Source organism: Streptomyces sp. SPB162, from assembly GCF_029504575.1.
In the GTDB taxonomy this organism is placed as follows: Bacteria; Actinomycetota; Actinomycetes; order Streptomycetales; family Streptomycetaceae; genus Actinacidiphila.
On the sequence record NZ_JAQFII010000001.1, the window covers coordinates 892,501 to 909,491 of the forward strand.

Annotated in this window: 12 protein-coding genes and 1 rRNA gene (1 of these 13 running past the window's edge); 6 read left to right on the forward strand and 7 right to left on the reverse strand. The window is 72.4% G+C overall.

The features are described 5' to 3' along the window. Window positions 1-23: ribosomal RNA gene (locus M2266_RS04105) — 16S ribosomal RNA — on the reverse strand; it reaches 1,500 nt to the left of the window's first position. A gap of 699 nt (window positions 24-722) precedes the next feature. Between M2266_RS04105 and M2266_RS04110 the strand changes: the two genes are divergently transcribed. Both M2266_RS04110 and ptsP read left to right on the forward strand, forming a co-directional pair. Next, window positions 723-1,172, forward strand: a complete 450-nt coding sequence (locus tag M2266_RS04110) for a PTS glucose transporter subunit IIA (RefSeq protein WP_277436872.1) — start codon at window positions 723-725, stop codon at window positions 1,170-1,172. Between the two features lie 101 nt (window positions 1,173-1,273). Further along, window positions 1,274-2,944 carry a phosphoenolpyruvate--protein phosphotransferase gene (gene ptsP / locus M2266_RS04115; RefSeq protein WP_277436873.1) on the forward strand — a complete coding sequence of 557 codons (1,671 nt, stop codon included), beginning with the start codon at window positions 1,274-1,276 and terminating at the stop codon, window positions 2,942-2,944. A gap of 99 nt (window positions 2,945-3,043) precedes the next feature. Here the strand turns inward: ptsP and M2266_RS04120 are convergent, their stop codons facing one another. Continuing rightward, complete coding sequence (locus M2266_RS04120; RefSeq protein WP_277436874.1) at window positions 3,044-3,991, reverse strand: hypothetical protein; 948 nt, start codon at window positions 3,989-3,991, stop codon at window positions 3,044-3,046. A gap of 21 nt (window positions 3,992-4,012) precedes the next feature. Continuing rightward, window positions 4,013-5,266: an MFS transporter gene (locus M2266_RS04125; RefSeq protein WP_277436875.1), complete on the reverse strand. Its 1,254-nt coding sequence runs from the start codon at window positions 5,264-5,266 to the stop codon at window positions 4,013-4,015. Window positions 5,267-5,381: 115 nt separating this feature from the next. Between M2266_RS04125 and M2266_RS04130 the strand changes: the two genes are divergently transcribed. Then, window positions 5,382-6,710: an aminotransferase class I/II-fold pyridoxal phosphate-dependent enzyme gene (locus M2266_RS04130; protein WP_277436876.1), complete on the forward strand. Its 1,329-nt coding sequence runs from the start codon at window positions 5,382-5,384 to the stop codon at window positions 6,708-6,710. Between the two features lie 107 nt (window positions 6,711-6,817). Beyond that, window positions 6,818-8,380 carry a cellulose binding domain-containing protein gene (locus M2266_RS04135; RefSeq protein WP_277436877.1) on the forward strand — a complete coding sequence of 521 codons (1,563 nt, stop codon included), beginning with the start codon at window positions 6,818-6,820 and terminating at the stop codon, window positions 8,378-8,380. Window positions 8,381-8,438: 58 nt separating this feature from the next. On the opposite strand, the gene M2266_RS04140 is transcribed toward M2266_RS04135, so the two are convergent. Next, window positions 8,439-10,448, reverse strand: a complete 2,010-nt coding sequence (locus tag M2266_RS04140; RefSeq protein WP_277436878.1) for an acetoacetate--CoA ligase — start codon at window positions 10,446-10,448, stop codon at window positions 8,439-8,441. Between the two features lie 222 nt (window positions 10,449-10,670). Between M2266_RS04140 and M2266_RS04145 the strand changes: the two genes are divergently transcribed. Beyond that, window positions 10,671-13,028 carry a glycoside hydrolase family 31 protein gene (locus M2266_RS04145; protein WP_277436879.1) on the forward strand — a complete coding sequence of 786 codons (2,358 nt, stop codon included), beginning with the start codon at window positions 10,671-10,673 and terminating at the stop codon, window positions 13,026-13,028. Window positions 13,029-13,071: 43 nt separating this feature from the next. On the opposite strand, the gene M2266_RS04150 is transcribed toward M2266_RS04145, so the two are convergent. Further along, the gene (locus tag M2266_RS04150; RefSeq protein WP_277436880.1) at window positions 13,072-13,620 is read right to left on the reverse strand and encodes an NUDIX domain-containing protein; all 549 of its coding nucleotides are present in this window, start codon (window positions 13,618-13,620) and stop codon (window positions 13,072-13,074) included. Window positions 13,621-13,745: 125 nt separating this feature from the next. On the opposite strand from M2266_RS04150, the gene M2266_RS04155 reads away from it, so the two are divergent. Beyond that, on the forward strand, window positions 13,746-14,513 hold the full coding sequence (locus M2266_RS04155) for a M15 family metallopeptidase (RefSeq protein WP_277436881.1): 768 nt from the start codon (window positions 13,746-13,748) through the stop codon (window positions 14,511-14,513). On the opposite strand, the gene M2266_RS04160 is transcribed toward M2266_RS04155, so the two are convergent. Together M2266_RS04160 and M2266_RS04165 are read right to left on the reverse strand one after the other, a co-directional pair. Continuing rightward, the gene (locus M2266_RS04160) at window positions 14,423-15,730 is read right to left on the reverse strand and encodes an adenylosuccinate synthetase (protein ID WP_277436882.1); all 1,308 of its coding nucleotides are present in this window, start codon (window positions 15,728-15,730) and stop codon (window positions 14,423-14,425) included. The genes M2266_RS04155 and M2266_RS04160 overlap by 91 nt on opposite strands. Before the next feature lie 208 nt (window positions 15,731-15,938). Then, window positions 15,939-16,934 (reverse strand): hypothetical protein, encoded by a 996-nt coding sequence (locus M2266_RS04165; RefSeq protein WP_277436883.1) that lies wholly within the window; start codon window positions 16,932-16,934, stop codon window positions 15,939-15,941. Window positions 16,935-16,991: the final 57 nt, after the last annotated feature.

Genomic DNA, 16,991 nt, shown 5'->3' on the forward strand with positions numbered 1-16,991 from the left:
GCCAGGATCAAACTCTCCGTGAATGTCTCCACGCAAGAGCGGCACCACCGGCCGGAATAAGGCCCGTGGTGCACAGCGTCCTCGCTGTGTTATTCGCCTCCCGCCAGTTCCCGTCCCGAAGGACCGGAGGGCGAAAGGACTTTTTCAAAGGAACCACCAAACGAAACCCGTATGGGTTCCGCCCGGGGTGTTTTAAGTCTGGCGTTGACTTTTGGCACGCTGTTGAGTTCTCAAGGAACGGACGCTTCCTTTGGTGCCGTTTCCGGCGCCCTCCGGGCTTCCCTTCGTGTTTCCGACTCTATCAGACGCTTTCGTGTCCGATTCCCAGTCAGCGGGAGTCCTGCAGTTCTTGCTTTGTGTTGCTCCAGCGTTTCCGCCTTTCGGCTTTCCCGCTGCACCCGACTTTAGCAGAAGCCATTCGTCGGATTTACCGGCCAATTCGAGTCTGCCGTGGAAAACATACGTTTCCGAGGCACTCGTCCAGGCGGCTGTGCCACGGTACTGGACACCTTCGCCCCGTGCAAATCGGCTGTCAGGGTCCTTCGGCCCCCGATCGGGTCCGGTGCGGATGCCACACTGAGTGGTCGGGATCGATCACCCGATGGTCGGATCCGCTCGGGCGGAATCCTTACTTCACATGACTTAGGCTGCTCAAGCGGCATCGCCGTCCGGTGACAGGTAGTGACGGCGTCTTTGAGCTCCGCATCTAGGAGGCTTCCCCAATGACGATCGTTTCGTCTCCCCTGGCCGGACGGGCCATCGGGCTCGCGGCTGTGCCTGATCCGGTGTTCTCCGGCGCGATGGTGGGCCCCGGCACCGCCATTGACCCCGTGCGAGAGCCTTCGGCCGCGGTCTCCCCCGTCGACGGCGTCATCGTCTCCCTGCACCCGCACGCGTTCGTCGTCGTGGATGACGAGGGCCACGGTGTACTGACGCACTTGGGCATCGACACCGTTCAGCTCAATGGTGACGGTTTCGAACTGCTCGTCGCGAAGGGCGACACGGTGCGGCGGGGACAAGAGGTCATCCGCTGGAACCCGGCCGCGGTCGAGGCCGCCGGCAAGTCGCCGGTCTGCCCCGTCGTGGCCCTCGAGGCCACCGCCGAGGCGTTGAGCGACATGACCGCCGAAGGTGACGTCAAGGCCGGCGCCCAACTCTTCGTCTGGCAGTAGTTCCCCCCGCTGTACCCCGCAGTACCCCAGGGGGCGTCAACGAGGACGTCGGAAGAATCTGAGCGACGGCACGACCGTCGCAGTGACCGGAGACAGGTGAGATGGAGACAACGCTGCGAGGCGTCGGTGTCAGCCACGGTGTGGCGATCGGCGAGGTACGGCACATGGGTACCGCTGTTCTGGAGCCCCCGGCCAAGCAGATCCCGTCGGACGAGGCACCACGGGAGCAGGGCCGTGCCCGGCAGGCCGTCGAGGCGGTGGCAGCCGACCTGATCGCGCGTGGGAACCTGGCCGGCGGTGAGGCCCAGCACGTGCTGGAGGCCCAGGCCATGATGGCCCAGGACCCCGAGCTGCAGGCCGACGTCGAGCGCCGGATCGCGGTGGGCAGTTCCGCCGAGCGCGCCGTGTACGACGCTTTCGCCTCCTACCGTGCGCTGCTGGCCAACGCGGGCGAGTACCTGGCCGGCCGGGTGGCCGACCTGGACGACGTCCGCAACCGCATCGTGGCGCGGTTGCTCGGCGTCCCGATGCCGGGTGTCCCGGACAGCGACGAGCCCTACGTACTGATCGCGCGGGACCTGGCGCCCGCGGACACCGCGCTCCTCGACCCGACCCTGGTCCTCGGTTTCGTCACCGAGGAGGGCGGTCCCACCAGTCACAGCGCGATCCTGGCGCGCGCCCTGGGCGTCCCGGCCGTCGTGGCCATGCCCGGCGCGGGCGAGATCACCGAAGGCACCGTCATCGCCGTGGACGGCAGCACCGGTGAGCTCTTCGTCAACCCGAGCGCCGAGAAGCGCGCGGAGCTCGAAGAGGCCGCCGCCGCCCGCAGGGCCTCCCTGTCGGCGACCTCGGGTCCCGGTGCCACTTCCGACGGCCACAAGGTCCCGCTGCTCGCCAACGTGGGCGGCCCCGGCGACGTCCCCGCGGCGCTGGAGGCGGGTGCCGAAGGTGTGGGCCTGTTCCGCACCGAGTTCCTCTTCCTCGACGACTCCGCGAAGGCGCCGTCCGAGGAGAAGCAGGTCGAGGCGTACCGCAAGGTCCTCGAGGCGTTCCCCGAGGGCCGGGTGGTCGTGCGGGTGCTCGACGCGGGCGCCGACAAGCCGCTGGACTTCCTCACCCCCGCCGACGAGCCCAACCCGGCGCTGGGTGTGCGGGGTCTGCGATCGCTGCTGGACCATCCCGACGTGCTGCAGACGCAGCTGCGGGCGCTGGCCAAGGCGGCCGAGGGTCTCCCGGTGCACCTCGAGGTCATGGCGCCGATGGTGGCCGACCGTATCGATGCCAAGGCCTTCGCCGACGCCTGCCGCGAGGCCGGGTTGCGGGCGAAGTTCGGTGCGATGGTCGAGATCCCCTCGGCGGCGCTGCGGGCCCGGTCCATCCTCCAAGAGGTCGAGTTCCTGTCGCTGGGCACCAACGACCTGGCGCAGTACACGTTCGCGGCCGACCGGCAGGTCGGCGCGGTCTCGCGTCTGCAGGACCCCTGGCAGCCCGCGCTGCTCGACCTGGTGGCGGCGGCGGCCGACGCGGCCAAGGCCGAGGGCAGGAGCTGTGGTGTCTGCGGCGAAGCGGCGGCCGATCCGCTGCTGGCCTGTGTGCTCACGGGTCTGGGCGTGACGAGCCTTTCCATGGGCGCTGCCTCCATTCCTTATGTGCGCGCCACGCTCGCGAAGTACACGCTCGCGCAGTGCGAGCGTGCGGCGGTCGCCGCTCGGGCGACCGACACCGCCGACGAGGCGCGCCGTGCCGCGCAGGCGGTGCTGTCGGGCGAGTGACAGCCACCGGCCGTGCGGCCGGGAGCTTCGAGGGGCGTTTCACCGGAGTCCGGTGGAACGCCCCTCGCTCGTGGGGGCGTCGGTCGTGTGGGGCCCGCGTCAGTCGTGCGGTGAAGGCCTCAGCGGCAGGCCGGCCCGGTAGGTGACGCCGGGTTCCGGCGGTACCGGTTCTCCGGTTTCGGCGTCGGTGCAGTAGGCGTTGAAGACTTCCGCCTCGGTAAGGGGTCGCGGCCAGCCGTCGCGCACGGACCAGCCGCGTACCTCGTCCCGGCCGTCGGCGACGGTGGTCCGGATGACGATGCCGGCGGAGCTGCCGCTGACGGCGGCCGCGGCGAGGACCGTGCAGAACACCAGGGCGTCGGCCTCGGCGCAGTGGATCCGGCCGGAAGCGGTGCGCTCCGTGGTGAGGACGGCGAGCAGTGGCGCGTCGTCCAGTTGCACGCTGCAGACCACGTGGTGGATGCCGGTGCCGGCGGTTTCGATGAGTCCCACCAGCGCCCGGGAGGCCCGTTCGAAGGCGAGCCGGGCGAGATCCCGTCCGCTGTCGGTGTGGTCTTCGGCGGCGGTCAGAACGTCGGAGGCCCGGTCCCAGGCAGCCTGCCGGTCGGTCTCGTGGTCCAGTTGGGAGATGAGTTGGCGTACCGGCTGCCCGCTGTACGGGACGCCGGGCCCGTTCGCGGTGATGTCGGCGGTGTAGCGGGCGCGGCTGGCGGGGGTGTCCGGGTCACGGCCGGTGTCGGCGCAGTACTCCGCGTACTCCTCCGGGTCGAAGAGGGTGACGGTGACGAACAGCCCCTGGGAGAGCAGCGAACGCAGCACGCCGTCCATCTGCCGCAGGTACTCCGTGTGGTCCTCGCAGGGGAGGCCGCGGGGGCCGCGCATCGCGGCGAAGTCCCTTTCGCCGGCAAGCAGCGCGACGATGCTGGGCGCTTCCCTGCGCAGGGAGCGCCGCACGCTCGCCCGGCGCGGTGCCCGGCCCCGCGAACGGCCGCCGGTCCGGCCGCTGTTCCTCCGGTGGTTCCGCTTCCCGTTCCTGGTGTGTGCCATGGCTCCCCCTCGGCGCGACGATCAGTTCTCACTCACCGTAATCGTCGGCACTGACAATCCGGACGGCTCCGTCACCGTCCGTGTGGATCCGAGGCGCCGCAGCACCATGTGCTTCTGCAGGAAGGCGGTTCCGGCGAGGGCGGTGCCGAGGCCGAGCCAGCCGAGCGGCCCCGCGGCGATCACCGCGGTGGTCATGATCAGCGGGCCCGCCGCGCGTTCGGCGGACTGGGCCAGTCCGTGCACTCCGACGTACGCGCCCTGCGCGTCGTCCGGGGCGAGCGCCACGGACAGCTCCCACGAGACCGTGGCCTGGTACATCTCCACGAAGGTGAAGGCGACAGCGGCGAGCAGCAGTGCGGTGGTGGCCGCCCAGCGGGCGTCGACGACGGAGGCCGCCACGGCCGCTCCGCCGAGGAAGTAGCAGGCGGCGACGTGCCGCAGGGTCCTGGCGGCCAGCCGCGGGGTGCGCCCGTGCCGGGAGAGCCGGACCTGGAAGAGCACCACGACGACGGTGTTGATGACGAAGAGCAGCGCGGCGAGCCCGTGCGGGGCGGTGGTGGAGCTGATGATCCACAGCGGCATGCCGACCCGCAGCACGGAGCCGTCGAGGAAGAGCAGGGCGTCGGTGGCGGCGTAGCCGAGGTAGCCGCGGTCCCGCCACGGGTTGGAGGACGGTGCCGGGCGGGCGGCGAGCGCCGCGGCCGGCGGTTTGGTGGCGGAGGAGGCCACCGTCCGGGTGGCGGACGGGGGTTCGGCGCAGCGGGCGACGAGTACGGCGACGACGCAGAAGGAGAGGCCGTCGGCGAGCAGGAGGCCGCGATAGACGGTGGCGTTGCCGAAGGCGAGGCCTACGGAGGCGCCGAGGCCGCCGAGTGTGTAGCCGACGTTGACGACGGTGCGCTGCACCGCCTGGTAGCGGGACCGGTCGGGGCCTGCGACGCGGGCCGCGTAGAGCTTGGTGAGGACGGAGGCGGAGCGTTCGCCGAAGCTGCCCAGTGCCACCAGGGGCAGCAGTTGCCAGAAGCCGTCGGCCGCGAGCAACAGCAGACCGGAGGCGGCGCGCAGCAGTTGGACGGCGAGCAGCAGCCGGGTGAGCGGGAACCGGTCGGCGAGGCGGCCGGCGACGGGCGAGCCGGCGATGCCGACGGCGCCGGCGAGTCCCATCAGCAGACCGATCCGGCCGGCGCTGAGGTGGGCGACGACGAGGAAGTACAGCGCCGTGACGCTCAGCCAGAGACCGGAGCCGGTCTTGTCCACGAAGTTGATCCAGAGCATCCGGCGGCCGTCGGGGCCTCCCGGTATCCGCGCCGCCATCGCTGTCCCTGTCCCCGGTCGCCTGCGCACCCGTTCCCCCTTGACCACTTCTTTGTATCAATACATACTTGTTAATGTGGCAACACAATATGCGATCAGCGGTACGACCGCCAAGGGAATCGCCGCTTCCGTCGAACGCGCGGTGGCGGACGGCTCGTTGCCCCCCGGCAGCGCCATGCCGCCGGTACGCAGGCTCGCCGAGGATCTCGGGGTGAGTCCGGGCACCGTGGCCACGGCCTACAAGGAGTTGCGGCAGCGCGGCATCGTGCTGACCCGCGGGCGTGGCGGGACGGTGGTCGCCGAGGCGCCGGCCGTCGGGACCAGCGGCTCGCGCCGCCCCCCGAAGACCCCGGCGGGCGTGCGCAGCCTGGCCGGCGGCCATCCCGATCCGGCGTTCCTGCCCGATCTGGTGCCGCCGACCCGGGTGGTTCCGGGGCCCGGCTCGCACCGGACCTCGCCCCGGCTGCCGGCACTGGAGGAGGCGGCCAGGCGCTGGTTCGAGCGCGACGGCGTTCCGGCCGGGCAGGTGACGTTCGCCCATGGCGCGTTGGACTGCGTCGGCCGGCTGCTCTCGGCCGAACTGCGGCCGGGCGACGCCGTGGCGATGGAGGACCCGGGCTTCCACCGGCTGCTGGACCTCGCTCCGGCTCTGGGGCTGCGGATCGTGCCGGTGGCGGTGGACGAGGAGGGGATGCGGCCGGAGGCACTGCGGGCCGCGCTGCGCGCGGGGGCCAGGGCGGTGGTGTGCATGCCGCGGTCGCAGAGCCCGATGGGCGCGTGCTTCTCCGAGCGGCGCCGGGCGGAGCTGCTGGCGGTGCTGACCGCCGCCCCCGAGGTGCTGGTCATCGAGGACGACTACACGGCGGACACCTCCGGCGTTCCCCTGCACTCCCTCACCACCGGCGGCCTGCCCCGCTGGGCGCAGGTCCGTACCGTGTCCAAGCACCTGGGCAGTGACCTGCGGTGGGCCGCGCTCGCCTGCGACGAGACGTCGCTGGCCCGGCATGACGGCCTGCTGCTGCTCACTTCGGGCTGGGTGAGCCATGTGCTGCAGGAGACGGTGCTGCGGCTGCTGGCCGATCCGGCGACGACCGCGTTGGTGGCGCGGGCCGAGGCCGCGTACACCGCCCGCCGCGAGGCGCTGATCGGCGAACTGGCGCGGCGCGGCATCCCCGCGCACGGCCGCAGCGGGCTGAACGTCTGGGTGCCGGTCAGGGACGAGTCGGCGGTGGTCAACGGGTTGCGGTCGCACGGGTGGTGGGTCGCGGGCGGGGCCCGGTTCCGTACCGCGTCGGCGCCCGGGGTGCGGATCACCACGGCGGCCCTGCCGGTGGAGGACGCGGCCGGACTGGCGGCCGATTTCGCCGCGGTGCTGGGCGAGTCGGAGAGCACCTACGGAGGTTGACGAGGTTGACGGGTCGTCAGTGACTCCTGACGTGAGCCTTGACGCGCACCTGGTGGTCAAGTATTCACAGAGTGGGCGGCATTGGTACAGACCTATGGGAGTCCAGTATGCGAAGATCCCTCACGCTCGTCCTGGCACTGCTCGGGACGCTCGTCCTGTTCCTCTCGCCGCCCGCCGCCGCGGCGGGCGGCGCCTCGGCGGCGTTCTCCAAGACCTCGGACTGGGGCTCCGGCTACCAGGCCCAGTACCGGATCACCAACGGCTCCACCTCCACCCTGACCAGCTGGAAGGTGGAGTTCGACCTGCCGTCGGGAAGCGGTGTCGGCAGCTACTGGGACGCGCTGCTCACCAAGAACGCCTCCCACTACACGTTCACCAACCGCGAGTACAACGGCACCCTGGCCCCCGGCGCCTCCGCGGTCTTCGGCTGGGTCGCCGCCGGCTCGGGCACCCCGGCCAACTGCCTGCTGAACGGCGGCTCCTGCGACGCGGGGCCCGCCGACACCACCGCCCCCTCGGTGCCCGGCGGCGTCACCGTCGGCTCGGCCACCGGCTCCTCCCTCACCGTGCGGTGGACGGCCTCCACCGACGACTCCGGCTCCGTCGCCGGCTACGAGGTCTCCCGCGACAACGCCGCGCCCGTGGCCGTGAGCGGCACGTCGTACACGGCCACCGGGCTGCAGCCCACCACGGGCTACGGTTTCCGGGTCCGGGCCAAGGACACCGCGGGCAACACCTCCGCCTACAGCATGTCGGTCAGCGGCACCACGACCGCGGGCGGCGGCCCCGGGCCCGGCACCGTGCACACCGCCCCCTATGTCGACATGGGCGCCTGGCCGACGCCGAGCATGCCCGCCATGGCCGCGGCGAGCGGGCTGAAGAGCTTCACCATGGCCTTCATCACCGCCTCCGCCTGCAAGGCCATGTGGTTCAACGCCTACGACCCGCGCGCCGGCTGGGCCAAGGACCAGGTCGACGCCATCAGGGCGGCCGGCGGTGACGTGAAGATCTCCTTCGGCGGCGCCTCCGGAGCGGAACTCGCCCAGGCCTGCTCCACCGTCGACGCGCTGTACGCCGAGTACGACGCCGTCGTCACGGCATACGGCCTCACCTACGCCGACTTCGACATCGAAGGGTCCGCCACCGCCGAGCCCGCCTCCATCAGCCGCCGCTCCCAGGCGCTGGCCCGGCTCCAGCAGGCGCACCCCGGGCTGCACATCTCCCTCACCCTGCCGGTGCTGCCCGAGGGGCTGACGGCGGACGGCATCAACATCGTGAAGTCCGCGCGCGACGCGGGCGTCACCCTCGACGCCGTCAACGTCATGGCCATGGACTACTACCGCGCCACGGACTACGGTGATGCGGCCGTCCAGGCGGCGCAGAGCACCCAGGCGCAGCTCAAATCGCTGTACCCGACCAGGACCGACGCCCAGCTGTGGGCGATGACCGGAGTCACCCCGATGCTCGGCCAGAACGACGACGGGCACGTCTTCGACCAGGCCGACTCCCGTCAGCTCGTGTCGTTCGCCCAGGGCAGGCACCTGGGCATGCTCGGCTTCTGGGAGGAGACCCGCGACCGCAACGCCTGCAACGGGGCGTTGTACCTGTGCACCAACGTCCCGCAGGCGCCCTACGAGTTCTCGAAGATCTTCGCCCAGTACACCGGGTGAGGGCGGCGCCGTGCTGACGCGGTCGGCCGCGTCAGCACGGCACTCGCCGTCGTCGGATTCAGGCGCGGCGCTCCTGCGCGAGCCGCTCGTAGAAGCGCAGCGCCTCGATGTCGTCAACAGACCCGGGGTTGACCGTCTTGTCGAAGGCCGCGCCTTGCAACAGCCGCTTGACGGGGACCTCCAGGCGCTTGCCGGTGAGGGTGTGGGGCACCGCGGGGACGGCGATGACCTCGTCGGGGACGTGGCGCGGGGAGAGCTCGACGCGGATCACGTCCTTGATGCGGCCGCGCAGCGCGTCGTCGAGCTCGGCGCCCGGCGCGAGGTGGACGAAGAGCGGCATCCAGTAGCCGCCGTCCGGCAGCTCGACGCCGATGACGAGGGACTCGCGGATCTCCGGGAGCCGTTCGACGGCCTCGTAGATGTCGGCGGAGCCCATCCGGACGCCCTGCCGGTTGAGGGTGGAGTCGGAACGGCCGTGGATGATCACGGTGCCGCGCTCGGTGATGGTGATCCAGTCCCCGTGCCGCCACACCCCGGGGAACATCTCGAAGTAGCTCTCGCGGTAGCGGGCGTCCCCCGGGTCGTTCCAGAACCGCACCGGCATCGACGGCATCGGGTTGGTGACGACCAGCTCCCCGACCTCGCCGGTGACCGCCCGGCCCGACACGTCCCAGGCCTGCAGGTCGGTGCCCAGACCCGCCGCCTGCAGTTCCCCGATGTGGACGGGAAGGGTGGGCACGCCGCCGGCGAAGCAGCTGCACACGTCGGTGCCGCCGCTGACGGACGCGATCCACACGTCCTCCTTGACCTCCTCGTGGATCCAGCGGAACCCGTCGGGCGGCAGCGGTGAACCGGTCGAGGCGACGCACTTGACCGCGGAGAGGTCGAAGTCGCGGCCCGGCCTGACCCCCGCCTTGCGGCAGGCCATGACGTAGGCGGCGGAGGTGCCGAAGACGGTGGCGCCGGTGCGCTCGGCGATCCGCCACTGCGCGCCGGTGTCGGGGTGGCCGGGGCTGCCGTCGTAGAGCACGGCGGTGGCGCCGGCCAGCAGGCCCGACACCAGGAAGTTCCACATCATCCAGCCCGTGGAGGTGTACCAGAAGAAGCGGTCGCCGGGACCGAGGTCCATGTGCAGGCCGGTCTGCTTGAGGTGCTCCAGCAGGATGCCGCCCTGGGACTGGACGATGGCCTTGGGCAGGCCGGTGGTGCCCGAGGAGTACAGCACCCACAGCGGGTGGTCGAACGGCACCTGCTCGTACGCCGGCGCGGTGTCGTCCGAGACGACGGCCTCCCACTCCAGCGCGCCGTCGGGCGCCTTGGTGCCCAGCAGCGGGATGTGGACGACCGCGCGCAGCGAGGGCAGTTCTGCCCGCAGCTCGGCGACGCTGTCCGTCCGGCCGTGCTCCTTGCCGCCGTACCGGTAGCCGTCCACGGCGAACAGGACGACGGGCTCGACCTGCTGGAAGCGGTCCAGAACGCTGCGGGCGCCGAAGTCCGGGGCGCAGGAGGTCCACACACCGCCCACCGCGGCGGTCGCGAGCAGCGCGACGACGGCCTGCGGGATGTTGGGCAGGTAGCCGCTGACGCGGTCGCCGGGTGTGACGCCGAGGGCGCGCAGCCGGCCCGCGACGGAGGCGACCTGCCGGCTCAGTTCGGCCCAGCTGGTCTCGGCGATCTCCGGGCGTTCGTCCAGGTGGACCAGGGCGGGGGTGTGGGCGCGCTCGGGGTCCAGCGCCGGACGCAGCGCGTGCTCGGCGTAGTTGAGGGCCGAGCCGGTGAACCACTGGGCGCCCGGCATGGAGGCGTCGGCGAGCACGGCCTCGTACGGGGTGGAGAAGCGCACCTGGAACCACTCCGCGACGGCCCCCCAGAACACCGCCGGCTCCCGGACCGACCAGGCGTGCAGCGCCCGGTAGCTCGCGGCTGGGTCCGCCGGGTCGCCGGCCGGGGCGCCGTGCCGCTCCGCTGCCCAGGCCTGGAAGTGCGTGACCCGCGCGCCGGCGACCCGCTCGGGGCCGGGGGTCCACAAGGGCTCCGGGGCGTGGGCGGGCTCGGTCGTGGTGCTCATGGGGCGGCTCCCGGACGGTACGGCGACGTCGCTTTGTGTGCGGCTGGACCCTGCGCGGGCGGAATGTCCTACGGCAGGGCTGGGCAGGACGATGCCACGTGATCGTCTCCGGCGCCAGGGCGGGGCCCCCACAACGGGGAGTGTCGCGATGTGGTGCACCTACAGGTGAACACCGGTTGAACGCGCGGTACAGCGGCGGGGAGCAATGGAAGGGTGGGCGCCATGAATGCTCGGGACGTGGTGCGGTCGGTACGGATGGTCGGCTCCGCGAACGGCTTGCGGACGCTGCGGTCCGCGTGGCGCCGGCAGCGCACGGACGGGCGCGACCTGCCACCTCGGGGGACGGAACGGGCCCGGGTGCCCGGGCCCGCGCTGGGGATGGAGCCGCTGCCGGGCGGCGGGGTGGTGCGGTTCACGCGCTCGACGCTGCGGGTGCGGGTCGCGGTGGGCGGCGCGGTGTTCTGCGGATGGGACGGGGCCGAGCCGGAGCCGTCGTACGCGGTGGCCGGGGACGGGCCGCCCGTCGACACCCGGGTGGAGATGGAACGCGACAGGACCGGGGACGGCTGGCGGGTGGTGTCGGAGCGGGTGACGGTCCTGGTCTCGCGCCATGGCGCGGTGGAGTTCCGCACCCCGGGCGGTGTACTGCTGCGGCGGGACCTTCCGCCCCGCTGGTGGGATCCGGCGGGCCGGCAGCCGGGCGACCGCACCCGCTGGGTGCAGCGCTCGGAGACCGCCGCGGACGCGTGCGTGTTCGGCCTCGGTGGCCGGGCGTCGGGCCCCCGGCTGCGGGAGGGCTCGTACCGGCTGTGGAACACCGACCCGGGCGGCGCCTTCGGCCCCGGCGACGACCCGCTCTACATCACCATGCCGGTGCAGATGGTGGTCGCGGACGCCAGTTGCCATCTGGTCTTCCACGACAACACCTGGGACGGCCGGGTGACGCTGCGCGACGGTGAGGAGGGCGCGGGCTCCGGGCACGACCGGGCCGGCGGCTGTGAGCTGCGGGCCGACGGCGGACCGCTGCGCTACTGGGTGCTGACCGGTTCTCCGGCCCGGATCCTGGCGGGCTGGACGGCGCTGACCGGGCGGCCGGCGCTGCCGCCGCGCTGGGCCCTGGGCTACCAGCACTCGCGCTGGGGGTTCAACGACGAGCAGGAGGTCCGCAGGATCGCGGCCGGCTACCGGGAGCGCGGGCTGCCGCTGTCGGCCCTGCACCTGGACATCGACCACTACGACGGCCACCGGGTCTTCACCGTGGACCGGGAGCGGTTCCCCGATCTCCCCGGGCTCGCCGCGGATCTGCGGCGCGACGGGGTGCGGCTGGTGTCCATCATCGATCCCGGGGTGAAGGCGGAGCCGGGCAACCAGGTGTACGACGGCGGGACGGCCGCCGGGGCGTTCGTACGGGACGCCCGGGGCCAGGAGGTGCGCGGCATGGTGTGGCCGGGCGAGGCGGTCTTCCCGGACTTCACCGACGCGCGGGCGCGCAAGTGGTGGGGCACCCTCTACGCGGAGCGGCTGGCGCAGGGCTTCGCCGGGGTGTGGCACGACATGAACGAGCCCGTGTCGTTCACCGCGTTCGGCGAGCCGACGCTGCCGCGCTCGGCGCGGCACGCCCTGGAGGGCCGGGGCGGCGACCACCGCGAGGCGCACAACGTCTACGGGCTGGCCATGGCGCAGGCCGGCTACGAGGCGCTGCGGGAACTGGCGCCCGACGCCCGGCCGTTCCTGTTCTCCCGCTCCGGTTGGGCGGGGATGCAGCGGTACGGCGGGACGTGGTCGGGCGATGTGACCACCGGCTGGCCCGGGCTGCGGGCCTCACTCTCCCTGGTGATCGGCCTGGGGCTGTGCGGGGTGCCGTACTCGGGACCCGACGTCGGCGGGTTCAGCGGATCACCGTCCCCCGAGCTGTATCTGCGCTGGTTCCAGCTCGGCGCCTACCTGCCGTTCTTCCGCACCCACTCGGCGATCGAGGCGGGACGGCGGGAGCCGTGGGGGTTCGGACCGCAGGTCGAGGAGCACGCGACGGCCGCGCTGCGCGAGCGGCTGCGGCTGCTGCCGTACTTCGACACGCTCGCCCACCTCGCCCGCCGCACCGGAGCGCCGTACGTGCGGCCGCTGTGGTGGAACGATCCGGAGGACCGCAGGCTGCGCGGCTGCGGGGACGCGTTCCTGCTGGGCGACGCCCTGCTGGTGGCACCGGTCATGGAGCGCGGCTCGGTCACCCGGGCGATCCGGCTGCCACGGGGCCGCTGGTACGACACCGCGACCGGCACCGCGTACGAGGGGCCCGGCCAGGTCCTGCTGGACGCGCCGCTCGGCCGGATCCCGGTGCTGGCGCGGGCCGGCGCCGTCCTGCCGGTGACGGGCGACGACGGGACCGTGGAACTGGAGGTGTGGGCGCCGGCGGCCGGGCGTACGGGCGGCGGGATCGTGTTCACCGACGAGGGGGACGGCTGGGCCGCACCGCTGGTGGAGCGCTTCACGTCGCGGCTGGTCGACGGGCAGGTGGTGGTGGAGCGCGAGGGGGAGGACGAGGTGGGTCACCCGGTGCGGGTGCGCGGGCTGCCGGGGTGACGGGGTGTGGGCTGCCGGGGTGGCGGGGTGACGGGGTGTGGGGTCACCCGCGCTGTCGGGCGGCCCCGTGTGCGTCCTGTGCACCGTATCCGCCGTCGAACCAGCGGCGGACGGCCAGGGTGTGCAGCGGGAACGCCAACTCGGCCGGCGCGTGGAGCACTTCCCAGCCCTCGGTCTCGTCGGTGGGCACTGACGGCGGCAGGTCGGCCGCGTCGCGGAGCGGCAGCAGCCCGAAGACCAACAGAAACCCGCCCTCCGGGTCGGTGAGGGTGTCGGCGAGCACGGGGTCGGCCGCCGCCTCGATCCCGGTCTCCTCGACGAGCTCGCGGACCACGGCCCGCTCCCACGTCTCACCGTGGTCGATGAAACCGCCGGGAAGGGCGAGCAGCCCGTACCCCGGCTCGATGGTGCGGCGGATGACGGCGAGCCCGGTGCCGGCGTCGTCGCGGACCGGGAGCAGCGCGATCGCCACCGGAAGCGGGTTGCGGTAGGCGGTGGATCCGCAGGAGGCGCAGGTCCGCGGCCAGCCGGGGGCGGGCCCGAACGCGGTACCGCAGTAAGAGCAGTTGGAGTCCTTCTCGCGACGGGGCACGCCGGGACTGTATCCGATCACTCCGCCCGGGAGCACTTGTCCGCACCCTCGATCCACGACACTGTTGCGCGTCGACGACCGCGCCCACATGCGGTACCCACATCCGTCCGACCGCTGGAGGACCCATGCCACGACTCACGACCGTGCTCCGCACCCTCGCCGTGTCCGTCGCCACGCTGATCGCCGTCACCGCGGGCTCCGCCGCCGCACCGGCGCAGGCGCGTTCCGGGCACGGTGACGGAGGCGGGCCCAAGGCCCCCGAGGCGTTCGTGGCACTCCACGACGTCGACCCGACGATCCAGCAGGAGATGCGCTACTTCACCCCGCACAACTTCGTCGGGGTGCCCATCGACGGCTACCGGCAGCCGATCTGCCTGCTGACCCGGCCGGCCGCCGAGGCGCTGCACGCGGCCCAGGTGAAGCTGCTGCGCCGCGGGTACACGCTCAGGGTCTACGACTGCTACCGGCCGCAGCGCGCCGTCGATCACTTCGTGGCGTGGGCCAAGGACCTCGACGACCAGCGGATGAAGGACGAGTTCTATCCGAATGTCGACAAGTCGCGACTGTTCGAGGACGGCTACATCGCGGCGAAGTCCGGGCACAGCCGGGGCAGCACCCTGGACGTGACCATCGTGCGGCGCTCGGGCGCGACGGTCGACATGGGGACCCCGTTCGACTACTTCGACACGCTCTCCCACACCCTGGACCCGCGGATCGAGGGCGTGCAGCGGGAGAACCGGCTGCTGCTCAAGGACACCCTCGAGGGGCTGGGCTTCGTCAACCTCGCCGAGGAGTGGTGGCACTACACGTACAAGCCGGAGCTCTTCCCCGACACGTACTTCGACTTCCCGGTCTCGCGGAGGTCCCTGACGTCCTCGCACGTCGGCCCGTAGGACTCCAGCGCGACGGGGGCGGACAGCGCCTCGCCGACGGCGGCCGACCAGGCGTCCGGGTCGGCGCCGGGGGTCTCCCAGACGGCCGGTCCGGCCGCCGCCAGACGGGCCGTCAGCTCGGCCTGTCCGCTGAGGTCACCGGGGGCTCCGGCGGGGAGCCGTTCGACCAGCCGGCCGTCCATGCCGTAGGCGCGGGCGATCCGCAGTCCCGGGCAACGGGCGGGGGCGTCGAGGTGGGTGACGGCCAGCGCGTCCACTCCCCCGCAGACCTCGACGGCGTAGGCGTGCGCCACCGCGTCGAAGTGCCCGATGCGGAAGGCGCCCTGCCAGCGGCCGTGCCCGTTGTGCGGTTCCGGCAGCTCCCGGGCCAGTTCCGGGTCCTCGGTGACCAGCGGGCCCGGCCCGTGCCGGGTGGTGTAGGTGCGCACCACTCCGAGCCGCCGCGCCGTGCCCGCGCCGCCCGCCTCGGCCAGCAGCGTCTCGGCGTTCGCGAAGGTGGTCGTCGACCACGTCGTGTACGGGTGGAAGCCGTGCCACTCGTCGAGCAGTACGCCCTGCGCGCCCTCGAAGACCACCGGCCCCTCGGCCAGCAGCCCCGCGAGATGCCCCTCGCCGGCCAGGGTGACGGCACGGGCGAACGCCGCGAAGGCGTCCGCGCAGTGCTCGACGGGCGGCGCCGGCAGCCGCCCCAGCTCGTCGGACAACCGGTCGCGCAGCAGGGTCAGTTTGCGCAGCAGGCGGGGGCGGGAGACGCAGTCGCCCACCCGGGGCGCGTCCTCGGGGTGGGCGAGGGCGTACGCCGCGGTCTCGCCGATGCCCATGCCGCACGAGCCGTGCCGCTGCCCACCGCGGGCCTGTTCGCGCAGCCGGTTGGCGGCCGCGTGGTACGGGGTGGTGAGCGCGGCGTCCCGGTCGACGGTCAGCAGCGAGAGCGGCTCCCGGACGCCGAGCGTGGCGAGGTGGTCCGCCTCCGCGATCAGCGCGAGCGGGTCGACGAGCATGAAGCGGGACAGGTACGTGGGCGTCCCGTGCAGGGTGCCGGAGCCGAACTGGGCGAAGGTGTGGTGGCGTCCGTCGGGTGCGACGACGTTGTGCGCGGCCTGGGCGCCGCCGTTGAAGCGGACCACCGCCCGGACCGGCTCCGCCGAGCAGAGCCGGTCCACGACGGCGCCCTTGCCCGCGTCGCCGTAGCCGAGGTCGACGACGATGCTGTGCATGGCCCCTCCGGGGGGTGCGTGTGGGGTCTGGCGTGCGGGTTGGGGTGCGTTGCGCTCTGGGATGGGGGTTGAGCTCAGGGGTCGGGGGCCCGCCGGGGTATCTCCTCGGGCGACGAACGCTCGTGTCCGCGTCAGGGTGCGGGTCGAGTGCGTTCGCCGCCCTGCGGGGACACCCCGCCGTGCCCCCTCCGCCGCGTCCCGGCTCGGCTCACAGACGCGTTGTGCCCCCGGTCGGGGATGTGCCCGCTCCTTCGATCAGGGGGGCCGAGGCGGCCGCTGACGTGCGGTCGCGGTTGATGGCTGCCAGAGCCTTGCCGACGGAGGCGCCCGCGCCCGAACCGACGTCGTCGAGGTCGGCGAGGCCCTCCGCGAGGTCGATGGCCTCCTCGCCGAGACCGATGGTGAGCGCGATCGTCTCGCAGACCGCGTCCAGGTCGTCGAGTTCGATGACGTTCTGGCCCAGCAGCTTGCGCCACAGGCCGAGGACCTCGGTGTTGCCCACGTACGAGGACCCGGCCGGCAAGATGTAGTACACGTCGAACTTGCGGCGCAGCTCGGCGATGATCGCGGTGATCGGGATGTCCTCCCGCAGGTCGTCGCCGATGACGTCGCGCACCTCGCGTGCCTTGACCTTCCCGTACGGCATCTCGTCGCCGATGAGGAACAGGTAGCCGCGCCGGCCGCGCTTCTCGTGGCAGTCGATGGAGGTGTGCCGGGCCATCGCGTACAGGGCGAGCTCGTACGACTCGGTCATCTGCCCGCCGCCGCCGCCCTCCAGCAGGATGTTGCCGAGGTCGGCGTCCATCCGGTTGTCGGACTCGAACTGGCCGAGCTGGAGCGGTACCCGGTCGCAGGTGGCGTCGCCGACCGCGCCGAAGAGGATCTGCGGGTGCTCGACATAGCCCTTGCGGAGCAGCAGCCCGAACAGCTCCGGCAGTTTGGTCTGCAGCGTCTGCGGCACGGACCGCATCGAACCGGTCACGTCGAAGAGCACCGAGATGGCGACTGACGTGGGGTGCTCGTCCGAGTCGCGGCTCTCGCGGACGGTGAGGTCCTTGGGGTCCAGGGACGGGTGCGCCGTCCAGGAGCCGCGCGGGGCGGACGAGGTGACGTGGTCGCTGTAGGCGAAGGCTCCGGCGCCGGATGCGGCACGGTAGCGCGCGGCGGCGTCGTAGACATTGGTGGACCAGCTTCCGCTGCCCATGGTGTTCCCCCTTGGTGAGGTGTTCGGGTGTGCTTGTCGGGGTCGGTCGTCGGATCG

Excerpts from the sequence above, each read along its gene's own strand:
- M2266_RS04110 (WP_277436872.1), top strand. The coding sequence starts at position 723 with ATGACGATCGTTTCGTCTCCCCTGGCCGGACGGGCCATCGGGCTCGCG.
- ptsP (WP_277436873.1), top strand. The coding sequence starts at position 1,274 with ATGGAGACAACGCTGCGAGGCGTCGGTGTCAGCCACGGTGTGGCGATC.
- M2266_RS04120 (WP_277436874.1), bottom strand. The coding sequence starts at position 3,991 with ATGGCACACACCAGGAACGGGAAGCGGAACCACCGGAGGAACAGCGGC.
- M2266_RS04125 (WP_277436875.1), bottom strand. The coding sequence starts at position 5,266 with ATGCTCTGGATCAACTTCGTGGACAAGACCGGCTCCGGTCTCTGGCTG.
- M2266_RS04135 (WP_277436877.1), top strand. The coding sequence starts at position 6,818 with ATGCGAAGATCCCTCACGCTCGTCCTGGCACTGCTCGGGACGCTCGTC.
- M2266_RS04140 (WP_277436878.1), bottom strand. The coding sequence starts at position 10,448 with ATGAGCACCACGACCGAGCCCGCCCACGCCCCGGAGCCCTTGTGGACC.
- M2266_RS04145 (WP_277436879.1), top strand. The coding sequence starts at position 10,671 with ATGAATGCTCGGGACGTGGTGCGGTCGGTACGGATGGTCGGCTCCGCG.
- M2266_RS04155 (WP_277436881.1), top strand. The coding sequence starts at position 13,746 with ATGCCACGACTCACGACCGTGCTCCGCACCCTCGCCGTGTCCGTCGCC.
- M2266_RS04160 (WP_277436882.1), bottom strand. The coding sequence starts at position 15,730 with ATGCACAGCATCGTCGTCGACCTCGGCTACGGCGACGCGGGCAAGGGC.
- M2266_RS04165 (WP_277436883.1), bottom strand. The coding sequence starts at position 16,934 with ATGGGCAGCGGAAGCTGGTCCACCAATGTCTACGACGCCGCCGCGCGC.